The organism is Micromonospora sp. NBC_01412, from assembly GCF_045040215.1.
GTDB lineage: Bacteria > Actinomycetota > Actinomycetes > Mycobacteriales > Micromonosporaceae > Micromonospora > Micromonospora rubida.
The window spans coordinates 1,580,477-1,600,110 of record NZ_CP109528.1; the positions used below are offsets into that span (position 1 = coordinate 1,580,477).

Annotated in this window: 19 protein-coding genes and 1 pseudogene; 6 read left to right on the plus strand and 14 right to left on the minus strand. The window is 72.4% G+C overall.

The genetic code is table 11. The annotated features are described in order from the left end of the window. Positions 1 to 13 precede the first annotated feature (13 nt). Both dnaJ and hrcA read right to left on the minus strand, forming a co-directional pair. A complete protein-coding gene (gene dnaJ / locus OG617_RS06925; protein WP_396684657.1) occupies positions 14 to 1,156 on the minus strand; it encodes a molecular chaperone DnaJ in 1,143 nt (380 codons plus the stop codon). Positions 1,157 to 1,229: 73 nt separating this feature from the next. After that, on the minus strand, positions 1,230 to 2,252 hold the full coding sequence (hrcA, locus tag OG617_RS06930) for a heat-inducible transcriptional repressor HrcA (protein WP_405099731.1): 1,023 nt from the start codon (positions 2,250 to 2,252) through the stop codon (positions 1,230 to 1,232). Positions 2,253 to 2,510: 258 nt separating this feature from the next. Here hrcA and OG617_RS06935 point away from each other — a divergent pair, with 258 nt between their 5' ends. Beyond that, positions 2,511 to 3,137: a DUF4870 domain-containing protein gene (locus OG617_RS06935; protein ID WP_405099733.1), complete on the plus strand. Its 627-nt coding sequence runs from the start codon at positions 2,511 to 2,513 to the stop codon at positions 3,135 to 3,137. A 39-nt stretch (positions 3,138 to 3,176) separates the two neighbouring features. Here OG617_RS06935 and hemW read toward each other — a convergent pair whose 3' ends face one another. Then, positions 3,177 to 4,400, minus strand: a complete 1,224-nt coding sequence (gene hemW, locus OG617_RS06940; protein ID WP_405099736.1) for a radical SAM family heme chaperone HemW — start codon at positions 4,398 to 4,400, stop codon at positions 3,177 to 3,179. A gap of 18 nt (positions 4,401 to 4,418) precedes the next feature. Here hemW and OG617_RS06945 point away from each other — a divergent pair, with 18 nt between their 5' ends. The 3 genes from OG617_RS06945 to OG617_RS06955 all read left to right on the plus strand — a co-directional run bounded on the left by OG617_RS06945 (position 4,419) and on the right by OG617_RS06955 (position 7,401). Then, entirely contained in the window at positions 4,419 to 5,201 is a 783-nt protein-coding gene (locus OG617_RS06945; protein ID WP_405099738.1) for an enoyl-CoA hydratase-related protein, read from the plus strand. Between the two features lie 214 nt (positions 5,202 to 5,415). Next, positions 5,416 to 6,279, plus strand: a complete 864-nt coding sequence (locus OG617_RS06950; RefSeq protein WP_405099740.1) for a hypothetical protein — start codon at positions 5,416 to 5,418, stop codon at positions 6,277 to 6,279. Positions 6,280 to 6,498: 219 nt separating this feature from the next. Then, positions 6,499 to 7,401, plus strand: a complete 903-nt coding sequence (locus OG617_RS06955; RefSeq protein WP_405099742.1) for a phytanoyl-CoA dioxygenase family protein — start codon at positions 6,499 to 6,501, stop codon at positions 7,399 to 7,401. 56 nt (positions 7,402 to 7,457) lie between these two features. Here the strand turns inward: OG617_RS06955 and OG617_RS06960 are convergent, their stop codons facing one another. The 9 genes from OG617_RS06960 to OG617_RS07000 all read right to left on the minus strand — a co-directional run bounded on the left by OG617_RS06960 (position 7,458) and on the right by OG617_RS07000 (position 16,073). Further along, positions 7,458 to 8,117, minus strand: coding sequence for an MOSC domain-containing protein (locus OG617_RS06960; protein ID WP_405099744.1), 660 nt, complete (start codon positions 8,115 to 8,117; stop codon positions 7,458 to 7,460). A gap of 204 nt (positions 8,118 to 8,321) precedes the next feature. Further along, positions 8,322 to 9,155, minus strand: coding sequence for a carbohydrate ABC transporter permease (locus tag OG617_RS06965; protein ID WP_396684655.1), 834 nt, complete (start codon positions 9,153 to 9,155; stop codon positions 8,322 to 8,324). An 11-nt stretch (positions 9,156 to 9,166) separates the two neighbouring features. Next, positions 9,167 to 10,153 (minus strand): carbohydrate ABC transporter permease, encoded by a 987-nt coding sequence (locus OG617_RS06970; RefSeq protein ID WP_405099746.1) that lies wholly within the window; start codon positions 10,151 to 10,153, stop codon positions 9,167 to 9,169. Continuing rightward, on the minus strand, positions 10,150 to 11,439 hold the full coding sequence (locus OG617_RS06975; RefSeq protein ID WP_405099748.1) for a sugar ABC transporter substrate-binding protein: 1,290 nt from the start codon (positions 11,437 to 11,439) through the stop codon (positions 10,150 to 10,152). The genes OG617_RS06970 and OG617_RS06975 overlap by 4 nt, the downstream gene beginning before the upstream one ends. Positions 11,440 to 11,649: 210 nt before the next feature. After that, positions 11,650 to 11,931, minus strand: a complete 282-nt coding sequence (locus OG617_RS06980) for a GlsB/YeaQ/YmgE family stress response membrane protein (protein WP_405099750.1) — start codon at positions 11,929 to 11,931, stop codon at positions 11,650 to 11,652. A 353-nt stretch (positions 11,932 to 12,284) separates the two neighbouring features. Next, entirely contained in the window at positions 12,285 to 12,572 is a 288-nt protein-coding gene (locus OG617_RS06985) for a GlsB/YeaQ/YmgE family stress response membrane protein (protein WP_396684565.1), read from the minus strand. A 317-nt stretch (positions 12,573 to 12,889) separates the two neighbouring features. Beyond that, on the minus strand, positions 12,890 to 14,767 hold the full coding sequence (gene lepA / locus OG617_RS06990) for a translation elongation factor 4 (RefSeq protein WP_405099753.1): 1,878 nt from the start codon (positions 14,765 to 14,767) through the stop codon (positions 12,890 to 12,892). Positions 14,768 to 14,889: 122 nt separating this feature from the next. Next, positions 14,890 to 15,423: a DUF4240 domain-containing protein gene (locus OG617_RS06995; RefSeq protein WP_396684561.1), complete on the minus strand. Its 534-nt coding sequence runs from the start codon at positions 15,421 to 15,423 to the stop codon at positions 14,890 to 14,892. Positions 15,424 to 15,494: 71 nt separating this feature from the next. After that, a complete protein-coding gene (locus OG617_RS07000) occupies positions 15,495 to 16,073 on the minus strand; it encodes a DUF4240 domain-containing protein (RefSeq protein ID WP_405099756.1) in 579 nt (192 codons plus the stop codon). A gap of 92 nt (positions 16,074 to 16,165) precedes the next feature. Here OG617_RS07000 and OG617_RS07005 point away from each other — a divergent pair, with 92 nt between their 5' ends. Together OG617_RS07005 and rpsT are read left to right on the plus strand one after the other, a co-directional pair. Beyond that, positions 16,166 to 17,194: a phosphotransferase family protein gene (locus tag OG617_RS07005; protein WP_405099758.1), complete on the plus strand. Its 1,029-nt coding sequence runs from the start codon at positions 16,166 to 16,168 to the stop codon at positions 17,192 to 17,194. 113 nt (positions 17,195 to 17,307) lie between these two features. Continuing rightward, on the plus strand, positions 17,308 to 17,574 hold the full coding sequence (gene rpsT, locus OG617_RS07010) for a 30S ribosomal protein S20 (protein ID WP_161691838.1): 267 nt from the start codon (positions 17,308 to 17,310) through the stop codon (positions 17,572 to 17,574). A 558-nt stretch (positions 17,575 to 18,132) separates the two neighbouring features. Here rpsT and OG617_RS07015 read toward each other — a convergent pair. Together OG617_RS07015 and holA are read right to left on the minus strand one after the other, a co-directional pair. After that, positions 18,133 to 18,555, minus strand: a pseudogene (locus OG617_RS07015) (hypothetical protein); the annotation flags it as partial. Then, on the minus strand, positions 18,552 to 19,532 hold the full coding sequence (holA, locus tag OG617_RS07020) for a DNA polymerase III subunit delta (protein WP_405099761.1): 981 nt from the start codon (positions 19,530 to 19,532) through the stop codon (positions 18,552 to 18,554). The gene holA and the pseudogene OG617_RS07015, both read right to left, overlap by 4 nt. Positions 19,533 to 19,634: the final 102 nt, after the last annotated feature.

Genomic DNA, 19,634 nt, shown 5'->3' on the forward strand with positions numbered 1-19,634 from the left:
GGGCGGACCGGGGTCAGGGGTGCCCGTTGAACGCGTCGCGCATCCGGGAGAAGAAGCCGCCCTGCTTGGAAAGCTCGGCGACCTCCTCGCCCCGGGTCTTGGCGAAGTCGCGCAGCATCTTCTCCTGGTCGGCGTCGAGCTTGGTCGGGGTCCGCACGTCGAGGTGGACGTAGAGGTCGCCGCGGCCGGTGCCCCGCAGGTGCGGCACGCCCCGGGCGCGCAGCCGCAGGGTGCTGCCCGGCTGGGTGCCGGCCTTGACGTCGACCGTCTCCTCGCTGTCCAGCGTCTTGATGGTCAGCCGGGTGCCGAGCGCGGCGGCGGTCATCGGGACGGTCACCCGGCAGTGCAGGTCGTCGCCCTTGCGGGAGTAGACGTCGTGCGGGCGCTCGTGGATCTCCACGTACAGGTCGCCGGCGGTGCCGCCGCCCGGGCCGACCTCGCCCTGCTGGGCCAGCCGGATCCGCATGCCGTCCTCGACCCCGGCCGGGATCTTCACGGTCAGCGAGCGGCGGGTACGCACCCGCCCGTCGCCGGCGCAGGTCGGGCAGGGGTGCGGGATCGTGGTGCCATACCCCTGGCAGACCGTGCACGGCCGGGCGGAGACCACCTGGCCGAGGAACGTGCGCTGCACCGACTGCACCTCGCCCCGGCCGCCGCACGCCTCGCAGGTGGCCAGGTGGGTGCCGGCGGCGGTGCCCGCGCCGGAGCAGGTGGTGCAGAGCACGGCGGTGTCGACGGTGATCGGCGCCTCGACGCCGAACGCCGTCTCGTGCAGGTCCAGCTCCAGCCGCAGGATCGCGTCGGCCCCCGGCCGGGTGCGCGGGCGCGGCCCGCGCGCGCCGCCGGCCGCGCCGCCGAAGAAGGCGTCCATGATGTCCTGGAAGCCGACGAACGGGCCGGCCCCGCCGGGCCCGCCCGGGCCGGCGCCCCCGCCGCCCGGGGCGAGCGGGTCGCCGCCCAGGTCGACGATCTGCCGCTTCCGGTCGTCCGAGAGGACCTCGTACGCGGCGTTGATCTCCTTGAACTTCTCCTGTGCCTCCGGGTCCGGATTCACGTCCGGGTGGAACTGCCGCGCCAGCTTGCGGTAGGCGCGCTTGATCTCGTCGTCGGAGGCTTCCCGGCCTACGCCGAGGATGCCGTAGTAGTCCCTGGCCACTGCGTTCCGTGTCCTCATGTTCGTCTCGCGTTGCGCCGGTCGGCGGCCGGAGCCGGCCGTCGGCCCTGACTGGTCAGTTCTGGGCCAGCAGCTCGCCCACGTAGCGTGCCACGGCTCGCACCGTGGCGATGGTGCCGGGGTAGTCCATCCTGGTGGGGCCGAGCACGCCCAGGCCGCCGAGCGCCGTCGCCCCCGGCCCGTACCCGGTGCTCACCACCGAGGCGGCGCGCAGGTTGTCGATCTCGTTCTCGTCGCCGATCAGCACCCGGGTGGTGGTCGACTCGGCCTCGCCGATGAGCTTGAGCATCACCACCTCCTCCTCCAGCGCCTCCAGGATCGGCCGCAGCGAACCCTGGAAGTCCAGCAGGCCGCCCCGGGTGAGGTTGGCGGTGCCGGCCAGCGCGATGCGCTCCTCGTGCCGCTCGACCAGCGTCTCCAGCAGCACCGTGGCCAGCGTGGTCATGGCCGGGCGCAGGTGCGCCGCAGACTCCTCGACCAGGGCCTGCACCAGCGGCGGGGTCTCCGACAGCCGGCTGCCGACCAGCTTCTCGTTGACCAGCCGGCGCAGGTCGGTGACGGTGTCGGCGGGGATCGGCGCGGGCAGCTCGACCAGCCGCTGCTCGACCCGCCCCGTGTCGGCGATCATCACCAGCATCAGCCGGGTGGTGGAGATCGGCACCAGCTCCAGGTGCCGCACCGAGGACCGGGCCAGCGACGGGTACTGCACCACGGCGACCTGCCGGGTGAGCTGGGCGAGCAGCCGGACCGTACGGTGCACCACGTCGTCCAGGTCGACGGCGCCGACCAGGAAGCGCTCGATGGCCCGGCGCTCGGCCGGGCTGAGCGGCTTGACCCGGGAGAGCCGGTCGACGAAGAGCCGGTAGCCCCGGTCGGTGGGCACCCGCCCGGCGCTGGTGTGCGGCTGCCGGATGTACCCCTCCTCCTCCAGCACGGCCATGTCGTTGCGGACGGTCGCCGGGGAGACGCCGAGCTGGTGGCGCTCGACCAGGGCCTTGCTGCCGACCGGCTCCTGAGTGGCGACGTAGTCCTCGACGATGGCGCGGAGCACGGCGAGCTTGCGGTCGTCGAGACCCACTCCCCTTACCTCCTGTCGCACGTCGGTGCCCGTCGTCGCGGCGACGCCCCGGGCCTGCGCGCCGGCCGGCGAAGCCTGGCACTCGACTGTAATGAGTGCCAGTCTACGTCGGCTGCCCCTCCGTCGGTAAGATCACAGACGGACCGTCGGCCGGCCGGGCGACGGGGCGGGGTGCCGGCCCCGCTGGCCGATCATCCCCTCGGACCCGACCAGTGTCGCTCTGGTGCCCCCTTGCCGGCAGCCCCTACCGTGACGTGCATGACTGAACCACCTCGCCCTCCCGGAGCGGGCGACCCGGGCGGCTACCCGCCCGAGGGCAACCCGCCGTCAGCACCGTACGGCTCGTCGTACGAGCCCCCCACCGCACCACTGTCCGGCGCACCCGGGGCGGGCGGCTATCCCCCACCCGGTGGCTATCCGCCGCCCTCCGGTGACCAGCCCTCAGCGGGCGGCTACCCGCCCCCCGGAGGCTATCCGCCCCCCGGTGGCTACCCGCCCGGTGGCGGATATCCGACCGGCGGTGCGCCCTCCGGCGGCTACGCCAACAACGAGGACAAGACCTGGATCCTGGTCGCCCACTTCGGTGGCGCGGCGGGGATGTTCCTCGGCGGCGGCGTGCTCGGCTGGCTCGCGCCGCTGATCGCCCTCCTCGCCCGGGGCAACCAGTCGCCGACGGTCCGCGCCCACGCGGTGGCGGCGCTGAACTTCCAGCTCCTCTGGTCGGTCATCGCCCTGATCGGCTGGATCCTCACCTGCATCCTGGTGGGCGCGCTGGTCGGGTTCGCCGCCATGGTCATCGGCATCATCTTCGGCATCATCGCCGGCATCAAGGCGAACGAGGGCACCCCCTACCGCTACCCGATGACCGTCAGCCTGATCAAGTGACCCCGGCCGGCCGCTCCCCCGGCCGGTCGGATCACCCCGTCAGGGCAGCAGGTCGCGGACGACCGCGTCGGCCAGCAGCCGGCCGCGCAGGGTGAGCACGGCCCGGCCGGCCGCGTACCCGGCCGGGTCGAGCAGCCCGCCGGCCACGGCCCGCTCCGCGCCGGCCCGGCCGGGCGCGTCCAGCACGTCCAGCGGCAGGCCGGAGGCGAGCCGGAGCCGCAGCATCACGTCCTCCATGTGCGCCTCGCCGGGCGTGAGCACCTCCCGGGCCAGGCCGGGGGACTCCCCCGCCGCGAGCCGCTTCGCGTACGCGCTCGGGTGCTTGACGTTCCACCAGCGCACCCCGCCGACGTGGCTGTGCGCCCCCGGGCCCAGGCCCCACCAGTCCGCGCCGGTCCAGTAGAGCAGGTTGTGCCGGCACCGGCCGGCCGGCGTACGGGCCCAGTTGGACACCTCGTACCAGGAGAAGCCAGCCGCGCCGAGGGCCGCCTCCGCTGCCAGGTAGCGGTCCGCCGCCACGTCGTCGGAGGGGTACGGCAGCTCGCCGCGCCGCATCCGCGCGGCCAGCCGGGTGCCGTCCTCCACGATCAGGGCGTACGCGCTGACGTGGTCCACCCCGGCGGCGACCACCTGGTCGAGGGAGGCCGCGAAGTCCTCGGCGCGCTCCCCCGGCGTGCCGTAGATCAGGTCCAGGTTGACGTGGTCGAACCCGGCGTCGCGGGCCTCGGCCGCGGCGGCGGTGGCCCGGCCGGCGCTGTGCCGGCGGTCGAGCACGGCCAGCACTCCCGGCGCGGCGGACTGCATGCCCAGCGAGATCCGGGTGTACCCGGCCGCCCGCAGGGTCTTCAGCGACTCCGGCGTCACCGACTCCGGGTTGGCCTCGGTGGTCACCTCGGCGTCGGCGGCCAGCCCCCAGGTGCGGTCGATGCCGCCGAGGATCCGGGCCAGGTCGTCGGCGGGCAGCAGGGTTGGTGTGCCGCCGCCGACGAACACGGTGTCGACCCTCGGCGGCGGGGTGTCGCCGAGCACCCGGCCGGCGAGGGCCAGCTCGGCCAGCACCGTGTCGGCGTACGACTCGCGGCCGGCCCCGCCGCCCAACTCGTCAGCCGTGTACGTGTTGAAGTCGCAGTAGCCGCACCGACTGGCGCAGAACGGCACGTGCACGTACACGCCGAAGCCGCGCGCGCCGACGGCGCGGGTGGCGGTGGCGGGCAGCGAGCCGTCGACGGGGACGGCTTCGCCTTCTGGAAGGACGCCGGGCATGGCCACTAGTGTGCCCGCATGACCTCCTCCGACGCGCTCGTGCGGGTCACCACGGCCCGCGGGGTGACCACCCTCACCCTGAACAGCCCGCACAACCGCAACGCGCTCTCCACGCCGCTGATGACCGAGCTGCTGGCCGGGCTGTCCGCCGTGGTGGCGGACGACGCGGTCCGGGTGGTCGTGCTCGACCACACCGGCCCGGTGTTCTGCTCCGGCGCCGACCTGAAGGAGACCGCCGCCGCGTACGCCAGTGGGACGGTCCCGGCGGGGATGCTCGGCGACGTGCTCGCGGCGGTGTGGGAGTGCCCGAAGCCGGTGGTGGCCCGGGTGGCCGGGCCGGCGCGGGCCGGCGGGTTGGGCCTGATCGCGGCGGCCGACCTGGCGGTCTGCGCGCAGGAGGCGACGTTCGCCTTCACCGAGGTGCGGATCGGGGTGGTCCCGGCGGTGATCTCGGCGACCGTGCTTCCCCGGCTGGCCCCCCGGGCGGCCGCCGAGCTGTACCTGACCGGCGACACCTTCGACGGCCGGCGGGCCGCCGAGATCGGCCTGGTCACCACCGCCGTGCCGGCCGACGGGCTGGACGCGGCGGTGGAGCGGGTATGCGCGTCGCTGGTGCGGGGCGCACCGCACGCGCTGGCCGGGGCGAAGGCCCTGCTGCGCCGGCCGCCGGCCGCCGACCTGCGCGCCGAGATCGCCGAGCTGGCCGCCGTGTCGACCGGGTACTTCCTCTCCGAGGAGGGGCGCGAGGGGGTGCTGGCGTTCCGGGAGAAGCGGGACGCGAGCTGGGTGCCGACCGCCTGAGGCGTTTCCCGCCCCGGCTGGCGGGAAAACCGGCCGTCACCGCGCCCGGTCGCGCCCCGCCACCGGGCCGGACAGGACGCGCCACCGGGCCGGGCGGGACGCGCCACCCCAGGGCACTAAATGTGGTCGACTCGCTACGGAACGGAGCGAACCGGTCGGACGAGCCGGTCGGCGACGGCGGGGACGTACTCTTGGCGGAGCCGTCGAACGGGGGGTGCGGGTGCGAGGTCGGGCAGTCGTAGCGGCCGGTGTCGTCGTCGCCGTCGTCGCAGTCGTCGGGATCTGGCTCGTGGTCCGCCAGGTGGGTGAGCGACTGCGACTCCCCCTGGCCAGCCGCACCTGCCTCGTGCAGGCGGACGGCCAGGTGCGCCTCGACGCCGACCAGATGGCCAACGCCGCCACCATCGCGGCGATCGGCACCCAGCGGAAGATGCCGGAGCGCGCCGTGGTGGTGGCCCTCGCCACGGCGTACCAGGAGTCCGGGCTGCGCAACCTCGACGGCGGCGACCGCGACTCGGTGGGGCTGTTCCAGCAGCGGCCGAGCCAGGGCTGGGGCAGCGAGGAGCAGATCGGCGACCCGCGGTACGCGGCCAACAAGTTCTACGCCGCGCTCAAGCGGGTGCGCGGCTGGGAGAAGATGCGGGTCACCGAGGCAGCGCAGAGGGTGCAGCGCTCGGCCTACCCGGAGGCGTACGAGAAGTGGGCCGACGAGTCGCAGGTGTTGACCCGGGCGCTGCTCGGTCAGGCGACCGGGGCCGTGGCCTGCACCGTGGGGTCGACGCCGGTGATGCGCGGCGAGGCCGCGGCGGCGGCGCTGACCCGGGGCCTGAGCCTCGACTGGAGGCCGCCGGAGACGGTGTCGACGGCCGAGCTGACCGGGCTCGCCGTGCCGGCCACCGACCAGCGCGACGGCTGGCGGTACGCCCACTGGTTCGTCTCGCACGCCTCCGACCACGGGGTGAAGCGGGTGCGCTTCGGCGGGTTGGAGTGGACCGCCGAGGCCGGCACCTGGGATCGGGTGGCCGACGCCCCGGCTGCCGACCGGCGGGTCGTCGCGGAGGTCTTCGCCGACTCCTGACCACCCCGGATCTTCCCACCGACGGTCACCGCACAATCCGGCATATTGGCGTAATTTCCCCGAGCCGGCATCGAATTTTCACTCTCCGCACCTGACCGGCTGCCGATCGTCGGGCATCCGTCCGGTGCCGGTCGGGCGCGACGACCGCCCCGATGCCGGCGCAGTACCATCGGCTGCCTGTGCCAGAAATGGTTTCCTCATGGGGAGGGGTACTACGCGGTGTTCGATTACGACGGCCGGACCGGCTACGAACCGATCAGCGACACCGATCGCAAGGAGTTTCACGAGCAGGGGTTCCTCCTGCTACGGAACGTGCTGACGGAGGAGCACCGGGCCGCCCTGGAGGAGGCCGTCGACCGCGTCTACGCGGAGGAGCAGACCAAGGGCAACACCACCAAGGACGGCACCCTGCACCTGCTGGGCTTCCTTGATCGGGACGAGCTCTTCGGCAACCTGCTCACCCACCCGATCGCCTTCCCGTACATGTGGGGCCTGGCCGGGTGGAACATCTACACCCACCACAACCACCTGGACGTCACCCCGCCGGCCCTGGAGCCGGAGAAGCCGTACTGGGGCTGGCACCAGGACGGGTACCGGCAGAACTCCGACCCGGAGACGATGGACCCGAACCTGCCCCGGCCGATGTTCTCGCTGAAGGTGGCGTACGTGCTCTCCGACCTGTCGGAGACCGGGCGCGGCGCGACCAAGGTCATCCCGGGCAGCCACCTGTGGAACTCCCTGCCCCGGCCGGACGACCTGACGGTCCACAACCCGGACCCGGAGGGCACGGTGGAAATCACCGCCAAGCCGGGCGACGCGTTCATCTTCGACCGCCGCCAGTGGCACTCCCGGTCGACGAACCTGTCCTCCATCACCCGCAAGATGCTCTTCGTCGGCTACACCTACCGCTGGGTCCGCCCCCTCGACGAGCTGCACATCAACCCCGAGAGCGAGTGGTGGGCCAACCGCACGCCGGTGCAGCGCCAGCTCTGCGGCGAGGGCACCCACACCGCGAACTACTGGGGCATCAACTGGAACGGGTACGTCGACGACGAGATCCCGCTGCGCAAGGAGCTCAAGGAGCGCGGCCAGCTCGACCGCAGCATCCCCTGGCTCCGCTGACGCGATAGGCGAGGGGCCTCCGTCGGCGCGCGTCGCGCACGGCAGGAGGCCCCTCGTCACGCCTGGCGCGGTCGGGCCTGCCCTGCGGCGAGGCGGCGGCGGGCCTTCTCCCGGACCGACTCCGGCAGCTCGGGGACGTCGAGCAGCCGGGGCAGCAGCTCCGGCTCCAGGGTGCCGGCCCGGAACACCTCGCCGATGGTGACGCCGTGCGCCGGCCGGTCCACCACCTCGACCGGGTCGCCCGCACCGACCTCGCCCTCCCGCAGCACCCGCAGGTACGCCCCGGGCGCGGCCCGCGCGGTGAACCGCTTGATCAGGTCGGGCACGCCCCAGAACCCGGCGAACGTGGTGCACGGCGTGCGCGGCTTGGTCACCTGGAGCAGGGCCGAGCCGACCAGCCACTGCTCCCCGATCACCGCCCCGGTCACGTCCACGGCGTACGTGGTCAGGTTCTCGCCGAAGCCACCCGGCCGGACGCCCCGGCCCAGCTCGGCCGCCCACCAGGCCGCATCCTCCTCGGCGTACGCGTAGACCGCCTGGTCGGGGCCGCCGTGGTGGGCCCGTTCCGCGATGAAGTCCCCGTCGACGCCGTCGGCCCGCAGCAGCACCGGCCCGTCGACCGGTCGCTTGTCGATCCCGCTGCGGCCGCTCGCGTCGCCCGCCCACTCCGCCTCGGTCACCACGCCGAGGTTCACCGCCACCAGCCTGCCCGTCATGGCGCCAGCCTACGGCGTGGGTGCCGGCGACCACCGTCCCCGGCGCGGCCTCCTGCGACCGCTGCCCCCGGAACGGCCGCTCCGGGACCGCCGTCCCCAGAACGGCCCCCGGCGACCGCCGGTCCCGGAGCGGCCGAGGCCTCGCCGCCGGGCGACGGGGGGTCCCCTCCGGACGTCACGCGCCCGGCCGGCCCTGCCCGCGCCTCAGCCCTTGACGGCACCCGCCACCAGGCCGGAGACCATCCGGCGCTGCACCAGCAGGAAGAAGATGATCACCGGAAGGGTGAACAGCGTCGAGGCGGCCATCACCGGCCCCCACGCGGTGTCGTCCCGGCCGAAGAAGAACGTCATCGCCACCGGCAGGGTGTACCGGTCCTGATCGTTGATGAACGTCAGCGCGAAGATCAGCTCGTTCCAGGCGGTGATGAAGGAGAAGATGCTGGTCGCCACCAGGCCGGGCGCGACCAGCGGGAACAGGATGCGGCGGAAGATCTGCAACCGGCTCGCCCCGTCGATCGCCGCGGCCTCCTCCAGTTCCTTGGGCACCGCGGCCACGAAGCCGCGCAGCATCCAGACCGCGAACGGCAGCGAGAAGCCGAGGTAGGTGAGGATCAGGCTGGGCAGGGTGTTGTAGAGACCCAGCCGTTGGATCATCAGGAACAGCGGGATGACCAGCGCCTCCAGCGGGATCATCTGCACCACCAGCAGCATGATCAGGAAGCTGGTCCGCAGCTTGAACCGGAACCGGGCCACCGCGGTCGCCGCGAGCAGCGCGACCAGGCCGCTGAGCAGCACGGTCGAGACCGCCACCAGGACGCTGTTGAGGAAGAAGTCCGCGAACGTCACGCCGGGGATCAGATTCCCGGTAAGGATCTCCCGGTAGTGCTCCAGCGTCGGGTTGGTCGGCACCGGCCGGGGGGTGGCCGAGAAGATCTCCCGGTTCGGCTTGAGCGACGTCGCGATCATCCAGTAGACGGGGAACGCCGCGAAGAGCGCCACCAGCAGGCCCGCGCCGTTGAGGGCGACCCGCTTCACCAACGCGCCGCGTCTCACGACTCCTCCTCCTGCTTGAGCACCATCCGCACGTACACCCCGGTCACCAGGAGCAGGATCAGCGTCAGCACGACCGCGATCGCCGCGCCCAGGCCGTACTTCGGGGGCGGGGAGAACGCCTCGGCGTACGAGTAGATCGACAGCATGAACGTCAGCCGGTCCTGGGTGCCGCCGGCCAGCACGAACTGCTGGGTGAAGACCTTGAAGTCCCAGATGGTGGAGAGCACCACCAGGATCCCGAAGACGGGGCGCAGCAGCGGGAAGGTGATCTTCCAGAACACCTTCCACGGGCCGGCCCCGTCGACCCGGGCGGCCTCGTGCAGCTCGCTCGGCACGCTCTTGAGCCCGGCCAGCACGCTGACCGCGATGAACGGGAAGGAGTGCCAGACCACCACGAGGGTGAGGATCGAGAAGAACAGCAGCGGCGAGTTGAACCAGCCGTATCCGGTCCAGTCGGCGCGCCCGAACAGCGCGTTCGACAGCCCGTCAGGCAGGGCGTTGAACAGCCAGGTCACCAGGCCGGAGGTGTCGTCGAACATCCACTTCCACACGATGGTGCCGGTCAGCGCCGGGGTGGCCCAGGCCAGCATCACGCAGCTCGCGACGAAGGTGGCCATCCGCTTGCCCAGCCGGTTGAGCAGCAGCCCGACCAGGGTGCCCAGGATCATCGTCAGGGCCACGTTGGCCACGGCGAACAGGACCGTGTTGCGCAGCACCGTCAGGAAGAACGGGTCCCCGAGGATCTCGGCGTAGTTGTCGAACCCGACCCAGGGCCATTCCCGGTCGCCGCGCAGCTGCCGGACGTTGTTCAGCCGGAAGAAGGACATCGCCACCACCTGGCCGAGCGGCCACAGCAGCAGCACGCAGATGACCACCAGGCAGGGCAGGAGCAGCAGGTAGGGCAGGCGGTCCACCCGGCGACGCCGCCGCGCGGGATTCTCCCGCGCGGCGGACGTCTCCGACGCCTTGGTCAGCGTGGTCACTTCGCGTTGAGGATGCTTTCCATCTCGGCGGCCGCCTCGGCGGTGGCCTTCTCGACCGTCTTCTGACCCTTGATGACCGAGCTGTTCATGGCCTGGGTCACCGTCTTGGTACGGCTGACCTCGACCCACTTCGGGGTGAGCGGGGTCAGCTTCGTGTTCTGCAGCGTCGTGGCGAACGCCGCCATGATCTTGTCGTTGGCGTACTCGCCGCCGCTGACGAGGTCGGAGTAGACCGGGAAGAAGCCGAGGCTGCTGGCGAACTCCTTGTCCTTCTGCTTGCTCAGCAGCACGGTCAGGTAGTCCCAGGCGAGGTCCTGCTTCTTGCTGTCCTTCCACAGGGCGATGTCCGAGCCGCCCGCGAAGGCCGGGGCCGGCTTGCCGTCCGGGCCGGGGATGGGGAAGGTGCCCCAGACCTTCTCGATCTCGGGGTTGTCCTTCTTGATGGCGCCGGCCTGCCAGCTACCGCCGAAGGCCATCGCGGCCTTGCCGGTGGCGAACTGGGTCCGGGCGTCGATCTCGTTCCAGCCGGCGGCGGCGGGCGGGGCGACCTTGTGCACGGTGACCAGGTCGGTCCAGAACTTGACCGCCTTCTGGGCCTCCGGGGTGTTGTAGCCGGACTTCCAGGTGTCACCCTGCTTGGTGGCGATCTCGCCGCCCGCGCCCCAGAGGAAGGAGTAGAAAGGCAACTCCGAGTTGCCCGGCAGCGCGATGCCGTAGGTGCCCGGCTTCTTGGCCTGCACCGCCTTCGCGGCGGCGACCATCTCGTCCCAGTTCGTCGGCGGCTTCACGCCGGCCTCGGCGAACCAGTCGGTGCGGTAGTACAGCGCGCGGACGCCGGCGTACCACGGCACGCCGTACTGCTTGCCGTCGAGCTGGGCGTTCTTGACCAGGTCGGGGAGGATGTCCTTGCCCTCGGACCAGCCACCGAACTTGCCGGTGACGTCGGCCAGCGCCTCCTGGTCGGCCCAGCCCTGGGTCTCGGTGTTGCCGAGCTCGGTGACGTCAGGTCCCTCACCGCCGGCGAGCGCCGCCTGGAACTTCTTCGGCGCCTCGAGCCAGGGGATGTACTGCACGACCACGTCGGTATCGGGGTGCTTCTTCTTGAACTCGGTCTCGACGCCGTCGAGGAACGCGGTCTGCGCCTCGCTGCCCTCGCCCATCATCCAGACCGTCAGCTTGCTGTTGTCGGCGGCCTTGTCGTCCCCCGAGCCGCCGCAACCGGCGAGCACCATCGCGGCCGACGCCACCACGGCGGTGACCGGGGCCAGCCGTTTCCACCTGTTCACGCCACATCTCCCTCGCGCCGTCCTGGCACTAACCTTCTCCGCCGCACCTTAGTAGGGAAAATTCTTTTACGACAGGGGCGATTCGGAAGCGAGGCGACCGTATCGCAGCGGAGGCTCGGAGGCAGTCCGACGTCGGCCGAACCGGCGTGACACAGACGAACGGGCGCCCGACCGGGGAGGGTCGGGCGCCCGTTCGCGGGACGGTGGCTGTTACCGGTGGCTGACGCTGCGGCGACCACCGACGCCGGCCACAATCGCGACCGCGATGGCGGCGACGACGACCTGGACCAGCAGCTCGGCCCAGTCGACCCCGGCGGTGTCGGTGGAGATGCCGACGGCGTTGGCCAGCACGGTGCCGAGCAGCGCGGCACCCACACCGACGAGCATGTGCAGCCAGATCGGCATGTTCTGCCGGCCGGGGATGACCAGGCGGCCCAGAGCGCCCACGATCAGACCGACGATGAGCGCGGTGATGATTCCGGTAACGGTCATGGTCGTTCTCCTCAGAAGTCTTCAAAGTGTTGTTCGCTGTGGTGACAACCAAGTTCCCGGTCCGCCGGAAACCCAAACCCGCCATCCAGACATTGCGGGGGATGGCCGTCAGTGGGGACGTCCGGGCAGCTCAGGCCGCATACGGCAGCCCTTCGGCGCAATCCCGCGCCCGGTCGGGACACGCACCGGAGCGCACATTCACGAGAGACACTCGCGCACAGTTCTCCATGCCTTCGACGCGGGCGCGGAAAGGCCGGAGCGCCAGCCGGGGAAGCGGTCCAGTCGGGTTCGACGCACGCGAAGGGCGCCCGACCACAATGGTCGGGCGCCCTTCGGGAGAAAGCGGCGTGACGTTACCGGTGGCTGACGCTCCGGCGACGGCCGACACCGGCGACCAGGGCCACGGCGACGGCCGCCAGCACGACCTGCACCAGCAGCTCGGTCCAGTCGATCCCGGCCGTCTCGGTGGCGATGCCCACGGCGCGGGCGAGCACGGTGCCGAGCAGCGCGGCGCCGACACCGATCAGCATGTGCAGCCAGATCGGCATGTTCTGCCGGCCCGGGACGACCAGGCGGCCCAGAGCGCCGACGATGAGACCAACAATGAGTGCGGTGATGATGCCCCAAACGGTGAGCTCCACGGTCGCCCTCCTCCTAAGGATGTGTCACAACGGTGTGTTGTTGCTGTCGTGACCGCTAAGTTCCCGAGGGCCCGAAAATCCAAACCGGGTTCGCCGCCGATCTGCTGCCGCACGTCGATGTCGCCGCCCCCTTCCACCCGCCCGGGAGGCGGCGAAAGGCCAGGTGGAAGGGCTCCCACCGCCCCCGCGGCACGCGCCGCCGGCCCCGGAAAACTCCTTCCGGTACGACCGGACGCCCGCCCCCTGGCCGGCCTGGGCGGGCGTCCGGTCGCGGTCACCCACGGTGGGCGGACCCCCGGAGGTGCGCGGTGGCGTGACTACTTCTTGCCGGCGGCCTTGCCGTCGCCGTCGTCGGAGGAGAGGGCGGCGATGAAGGCCTCCTGGGGGACCTCGACCCGGCCAACCATCTTCATCCGCTTCTTGCCCTCCTTCTGCTTCTCCAGCAGCTTGCGCTTGCGGCTGATGTCACCGCCGTAGCACTTGGCGAGCACGTCCTTGCGGATGGCCCGGATGGTCTCCCGGGCGATCACCCGGCTGCCGATCGCCGCCTGGATGGGCACCTCGAACTGCTGCCGGGGAATCAGCTTGCGCAGCTTCGCGGCGATGGTGACGCCGTAGTTGTACGCCTTGTCCTTGTGCACGATGGCGCTGAACGCGTCCACCGGCTCGCCGTGCAGCAGGATGTCCACCTTGACCAGGTCGGACGCCTGCTCGCCCGAGGGCTCGTAGTCCAGCGAGGCGTAGCCCTTGGTGCGGCTCTTGAGCTGGTCGAAGAAGTCGAAGATGATCTCCGCGAGGGGCAGCGTGTACCGCAGTTCCACCCGGTCGGCCGAGAGGTAGTCCATCCCGAGCAGGTTGCCCCGGCGGCCCTGGCACAGCTCCATCACCGCGCCCACGTAGTCGTTCGGGGTGAGCACGGTGGCCCGCACGACCGGCTCGTACACCTCGGCGATCCGGCCGGTGGGGTACTCGCTCGGGTTGGTCACGACGATCTCCTGGCCGTCCTCCGTGATGGCCCGGTAGACCACGTTCGGCGCGGTGGAGATCAGGTCGAGGTTGTACTCCCGCTCCAGCCGCTCCCGGATGATCTCCAGGTGCAGCAGGCCGAGGAAGCCGCACCGGAAGCCGAAGCCGAGGGCGCCGGAGGTCTCCGGCTCGTAGTCGAGCGCGGCGTCGTTGAGCTTGAGCTTGTCCAGCGCCTCGCGCAGGTTGGGGTAGTCGGACCCGTCGATCGGGTAGAGGCCGGAGTAGACCATCGGCTTCGGGTCCTTGTAGCCGCCGAGAGCCTGCGTCGCCGGCCTGATGTTGATGGTGACCGTGTCGCCGACCCGGGACTGGCGGACGTCCTTCACGCCGGTGATCAGGTAACCCACCTCGCCGACGCCGAGCGCGTCGGCCTTCACCATCTCCGGCGAGATGACGCCGATCTCCAGCAGCTCGTGGACGGCGCCGGTGGACATCATCTTGATCCGGTCCCGGGCGCCGATCCGGCCGTCGATCATCCGGACGTAGGTGACCACGCCCCGGTAGACGTCGTACACCGAATCGAAGATCATCGCCCGGGCGGGTGCGTCGGCGTCACCGACCGGCGCGACGAGCTGCCGGACGATCTCGTCGAGCAGGTACGGCACGCCGACGCCGGTCTTACCGGAGACCCTGATGCAGTCCGACGGTTCGCAGCCGATCAGGTGGGCCAGTTCCTCGGCGTACTTCTCGGGCTGGGCGGCCGGCAGGTCGATCTTGTTGAGCACCGGGATGATCCGCATGTCGTTCTCGAGCGCCAGGTAGAGGTTCGCCAGGGTCTGCGCCTCGATGCCCTGGGCGGCGTCGACCAGCAGGACCGCCCCCTCGCAGGCGGCGAGCGACCGGGACACCTCGTAGGTGAAGTCGACGTGACCAGGGGTGTCGATCATGTTGAGCACGGCCTGTTCGCCGACCCGGTCGCCCTCGCGGATCGTCCACGGCATCCGGACGGCCTGGCTCTTGATGGTGATGCCGCGCTCGCGCTCGATGTCCATCCGGTCGAGGTACTGCGCGCGCATCTGCCGGGGGTCGACCACGCCCGTGAGCTGCAGCATCCGGTCGGCCAGGGTCGACTTCCCGTGGTCGATGTGGGCGATGATGCAGAAGTTCCGGATGCGCGCCGGGTCGGTGGCACCGGGAGCGTTCGCGCCGGAATCGAGCGTCGGTGGCACAGCGGTCCGTTCTGGTCGGCTGACGTGAGCGGGCCGACGCGACGCCGGCCCCCTCTATGCTCCCACGTCGCCCCGGGCCCGATCGGATCACTCCTCCCGCCGCCCGGGGCGGGATCGGCGGCTCACTCCTCGGGCGGCTCGACGAAGAGCGCGGCGAGCTTCGGCAGCCGGCGCTGGGCCTCCTCCTCGTCGTCGAAGTCCCAGAACTCGCCCAGCTCCGGGTAGGGCGTCTCCGGCACCGCCGGCAACTCGCTGGCCGTCGCCTTCCGGTACGCCTCCCCGGCGACCGTGAGCATCTGCTCGGCCTCGAACTCCTCACCGGTGAGCGCCGCCTGACGGATCTGCGGCAGCGCCGCCAGCGAGTCCGGGTCGGCCACCGCGCGAGCGAACACCTCCCGGCCCTGGGTGATCAGCCAGCCCCGGAAGTACTCGAACCCGTCGTCGGACGCGCCTCCGTTGATCAGGTACGCCGCGCCCCAGAGGTCGGCCCGGTAGGACGCCGCCATCACCCGGCGCTGGTGCTGCGCGTACCCGACGATGTCGGCGGCATCGCGCTCGGCCAGCAGCGCGACGGCCCGGGCGGCGACCGGGCCGGCCGCCCCGCCCCCGCCGGCCCGGGCCCCGTCGATCAACTGCCAGAAGTCGTCGGTCCTCATGGCTTGGCAGTCTGACAGAGCCGGCCGCCACCACGGCGGTCGCGCGGGTCGCGGCGCTCCCGCGCCGCGGGTCACGGGCGGCCGGGCACGGGTGGGAACATCGCCGCCAGGTGTGGGTAGCGGCGGGTGAACTCGGCCGGATCGTCCGGCTCGTCGCCGAGATCCGGCGATTCGTCGCCCGGCTCGCCCACGCGCGCGAGCACCGCGTCCTCCAGACCCTCGGCGACGCCGGTGATCCGCTCGTGTGCCTCGGCCGCCACATAGTCGAGGGATTCCCAGTCCGGCCACTCGTCGTCGGACCACTCGCGGGTGGGGCGGCCGGCCAGCCGGCGCACCTGGGGAACGTCCGCCAGGGTGTCCGGGGCCGCCACCGCCCGGTCGAAGACCGCCCGCCCCAACCCGACCAGCCACGCCTGGAAGTAGCGGAACCCGTCGTCGGAGCAGAGCCCACCGCATATCCGCAGCGCGGCGTCCCAGAGCCGCGTGGTGTCGGCCCGGGCGTGGGCCTCGTCCAGCCGAAGCTGGAAGTCGACCACCTCCGACGCGGGGAGGCCGGCGAGCCGGTCCGTGAGCCAGGTCAGCCGCTCGTCCGGGCCGCCGGAGGCCCGGGCGGACGCCTCCACCAGCGCCCAGAATCCCTCGGTGTCCACGGCGGCATCATCGCGCGGCGGTACGACATCCCCAGCCTGTTCACGGCACCCGGCGGACGGCGCACCGGGCGCGGGTGGGGCAGCATGGTCGGATGGTCCCGATCTCACTCCCCCCGGTGCCGTACGACGCGACCGCGCTGCGCCCCGGCTGGGCGGAGCTGCCGGCCGGCCTGCGGGCGGCGGTGACCGCCCGGCTGGGCGGCCCGGTGGCGGCGGCCCGGGTGGCCGGTGCCGGGTTCACCCGGGGCTTCGCCGGCGTGCTGGAGACCGCCGACGGGCGGCAGACCTTCGTCAAGGCGGCGTCGCTGACCGAGCAGCGGCACCTCGTCGACTGGTACGCCCGGGAGGCCGCCGTCCTGGACCGGCTCCCCGCCGGCCTGCCGGTCCCCCGCCCGCACTGGACGGTGACGGCGGCCGGCTGGTACGCGCTCGGCCTGGAAGCGATCGACGGTCGCACGCCCGCGCTGCCGTGGACCCCGGCGGACCTCGACGCCACCCTGGCCGGGTACGCCGAGGTGGCCGCCGCGCTGGCCGACCCGCCCCCCGAGCTGGTGGGGCTCGGCCTGCCCCGGCTCGCCGACCTGGCACGGGAGGACATCCTCTGGTGGGGCGAGGTGGCCGCCGGCCGAGAGCCGGCCCCGGAGCTGCCACCCTGGGCACCGGACCGGCTGCCCGAGCTGGTCGTGCTGGAGTCGCGCCTGCCCCGGTACGCCGAGCGCGGCGGCCTGGCCCACGGCGACCTGCGGCTGGACAACGTGCTCGTCGACCCGGCCGGGCGGGCGTGGTTCTGCGACTGGACCTGGATCTGCCACGGGCCGGCCTGGTTCGACCTGGTCAGCCTGCTGATCACCGCCCACGCCAGCGGCCTGGACGCCGATGGGCTCTTCGCCGGGCACCCGGCGACGGCCGACGCTCCCCCGGACGCCCTGGACGTGACCCTCGCCGCGCTCTCCGGTTACCTGCTCACCTCGGCCGCCGCCGGGCCGACGACCGCGTCCCCGCACATCCGGGCACACCAGCGGTGGAGCGGCGGGCAGGCGCTGGGCTGGCTCGCCGTCCGGCAGGGCTGGGCGGCGGCACCGGAGGGTCGGGAGCCGACCACCCCCGGGCTGCGGAAGTGAGCCGTTTTGGCTCGTCCGGGCGGACCTGGTAACCTGGCCATTCGCGCAGCGATGACGCATGCTCGTCGCAGCGGAATGCAGACCATACCGAGCTATCAAGACGAGGCTGTCGCGTGGCGAACATCAAGTCCCAGATCAAGCGCAACCGGCAGAACGAGAAGCGCCGGCTGCGTAACAAGTCGGTCAAGTCGTCGCTGAAGACCGCCATCCGCAAGTTCCACGAGGCTGCGGAGGCCGGCGACTCCGAGAAGGCCACCGTGCTCATGCAGGACGCCTCGCGCAAGCTTGACAAGGCTGTCAGCAAGGGCGTGATCCACTCGAACCAGGCGGCGAACCGCAAGTCGGCGATCGCCAAGCGCGTGACCTCGCTCGCTGCCTGACTGACGTCCACAGACCTGACCGGAAGCCCTGGGTCAACCAGGGCTTCCGGCTTTCTGTGTGTCCGCGCCGGCCTCCCCCGCGCTGGCTACCGGTTCGCTGCGTAGCCCGCTGCGGCTCCGTGCTGCGCCACGTAGCCTGCGGCCGTTCCCCTGGCTGCACCATGTCCGCGCCCGCAGCCCGGCGTTCCGGGCCAGGCTGACCAGCCGGCTCGGCCTCAACCACGGCTTCATCGGGGTGCCCGTGCTCGCCTCGGCGCTCCGCGCGCCCACGCCGCCCCGCGACCGCGATCCGTGCCCGGATCAGGGGCGGGGGCCGGGGGTGTGGTCCGGAATGGTGTGGTCCGGGAGATCGGGCTCCGCACGGCGGAGGCCGTGGCGGGGCCGTTCAGCACGTCCCGCCGGCTCGGGATGGACGAGAACGCCCGGGATGGCCCGCGAGGTCGTCCCCGGCGCGTCGCGCGGGCCGGCCCCGGGCGAGCCGGCGACACCGATCGCGCCCCGGCCACCAGTTCCCCCGCCCGCGTGATCCCCGCCTGCGCGCCAGGTGCCTCCGCGCCCGGTGCCTGCATGACCGGTGCCCGCATGACCGGCCGCGCCCCGGGCCGCGAGGCCGACCGCCCCGGGGCGGCCACCGACGCTGCGGACCGTGGCGCGCCCGACCACGGGCTCCATCTGCCGGCGGAACCGATCCCGCTCCTGCTCCGGCACGAGCGCGGCCGTCCGGACCACCGCCTCCGCCACCATGTCGTTGAGCTTGACCATCGCCGCCACGGCGGCGGGCAGCACGAGCACCGCCCACCAGGTCACCAGCTCGGCCAGGGCGAGCAGGACGGCCAGCGCGGCGGCCCCCTCGAAGAAGAGGAAGCAGAGCACCCCGCCGGGGTTGACGAAGCGCAGGCCGAGGGCCCGGGCGTAGAGGGGGCGATACCGCTCCTGGGCGGAGGGGACCGTCGCCCACGACACCCGGACCGGCCGGTTCACCGGGCGCCGCCCTGCCGGGCCGCCGCCACCGAGAACACCGCCCGCTCCAGCGCGTACGCGCGGTCGTCCGCGCCGCCCTTGACCGCCGCGTTGCACTCGGCGGCGGCCCGCATCGCCTGCACCAGGCCCTCCGGCGTCCAGCCCCGGGCCCGCTGCTGAGCGCTCTTGACCTTCCAGGCCGGCATGCCGAGGGCGCCCGCCAACTGGTACGGGTCGCCCCGCCCCGCTGCGGCGACCCGGGCGACGGTGCGGACGCCGTCGGCGAGGGCGTCCGCGATCGGAACCGGGTCGACGCCGACGTGCAGCGCCCAGCGCAGCGCCTCCAGCGCCGCCGGCACGTCGCCGATCAGGGTGGCGTCGGCGACGGTGAAGCCGCTCACCTCGACCCGCCCCTTGTAGTAGCGGGCCACGGTGTCGGCCCCGATCCGCCCGTCGGTGTCGGCGATCAGCTGGGAACACGCGGCGGCCAGCTCGCGCATGTCGTTGCCGACCGCCGCGATGAGCGCCTCGGCCGCGTCGTCGGTGCACTTGCCGCCGGCCCGGCGGATCTCGTCGCGGACGAAGGCCACCCGCTCACGGTGCCCCTTGAGCTTCGCGGCCGGCACCACCGTGGCGCCCGCCGCCCGCAGCCCGTCCGCGAACGCCTTGCCCTTGGCCCCCCCGAGGTGCAGCACGACGAGCTGAACGTCCGGGTCCGGGTTCTTCGCGTACGCCAGCAACGCGGCGGCCAGATCCTTGCGGGCGTCCTGACCGGAGCGCAGCACCAGCACCCGCCGACCGCCGAACAGCGACGGGCTGAGCATCTCGGCGATCTCACCGACGGCCAGCACCCCGGCCTGGTACTCCCGGACGTCGACCTCGGGGTCGACGTCACGGGCCCTGGCCACGGTCTCGGCCACCGCGCGCGTGGCGAGCAGCTCCTCGTCGCCGAGGACGAGCAGAATGGGGGCGAGGTCGGCGGCGGTCACGCCGCCCATATTCGCACGCCACCCCCGGGATCGTGCCTGCTCGTCGAGGCCGACTAAGGCGGAGCCCGCACTCAGCGCAAATCCAGACATTTACGCTAATCCCCCTGCCAA

Coding starts and splice junctions, on each gene's coding strand:
- OG617_RS06935 (WP_405099733.1), top strand. CDS start 2,511: ATGACTGAACCACCTCGCCCTCCCGGAGCGGGCGACCCGGGCGGCTAC.
- OG617_RS06945 (WP_405099738.1), top strand. CDS start 4,419: ATGACCTCCTCCGACGCGCTCGTGCGGGTCACCACGGCCCGCGGGGTG.
- OG617_RS07005 (WP_405099758.1), top strand. CDS start 16,166: ATGGTCCCGATCTCACTCCCCCCGGTGCCGTACGACGCGACCGCGCTG.
- OG617_RS06980 (WP_405099750.1), bottom strand. CDS start 11,931: ATGACCGTTACCGGAATCATCACCGCGCTCATCGTCGGTCTGATCGTG.
- OG617_RS06960 (WP_405099744.1), bottom strand. CDS start 8,117: ATGACGGGCAGGCTGGTGGCGGTGAACCTCGGCGTGGTGACCGAGGCG.
- hemW (WP_405099736.1), bottom strand. CDS start 4,400: ATGCCCGGCGTCCTTCCAGAAGGCGAAGCCGTCCCCGTCGACGGCTCG.
- holA (WP_405099761.1), bottom strand. CDS start 19,532: ATGGGCGGCGTGACCGCCGCCGACCTCGCCCCCATTCTGCTCGTCCTC.
- OG617_RS06995 (WP_396684561.1), bottom strand. CDS start 15,423: ATGAGGACCGACGACTTCTGGCAGTTGATCGACGGGGCCCGGGCCGGC.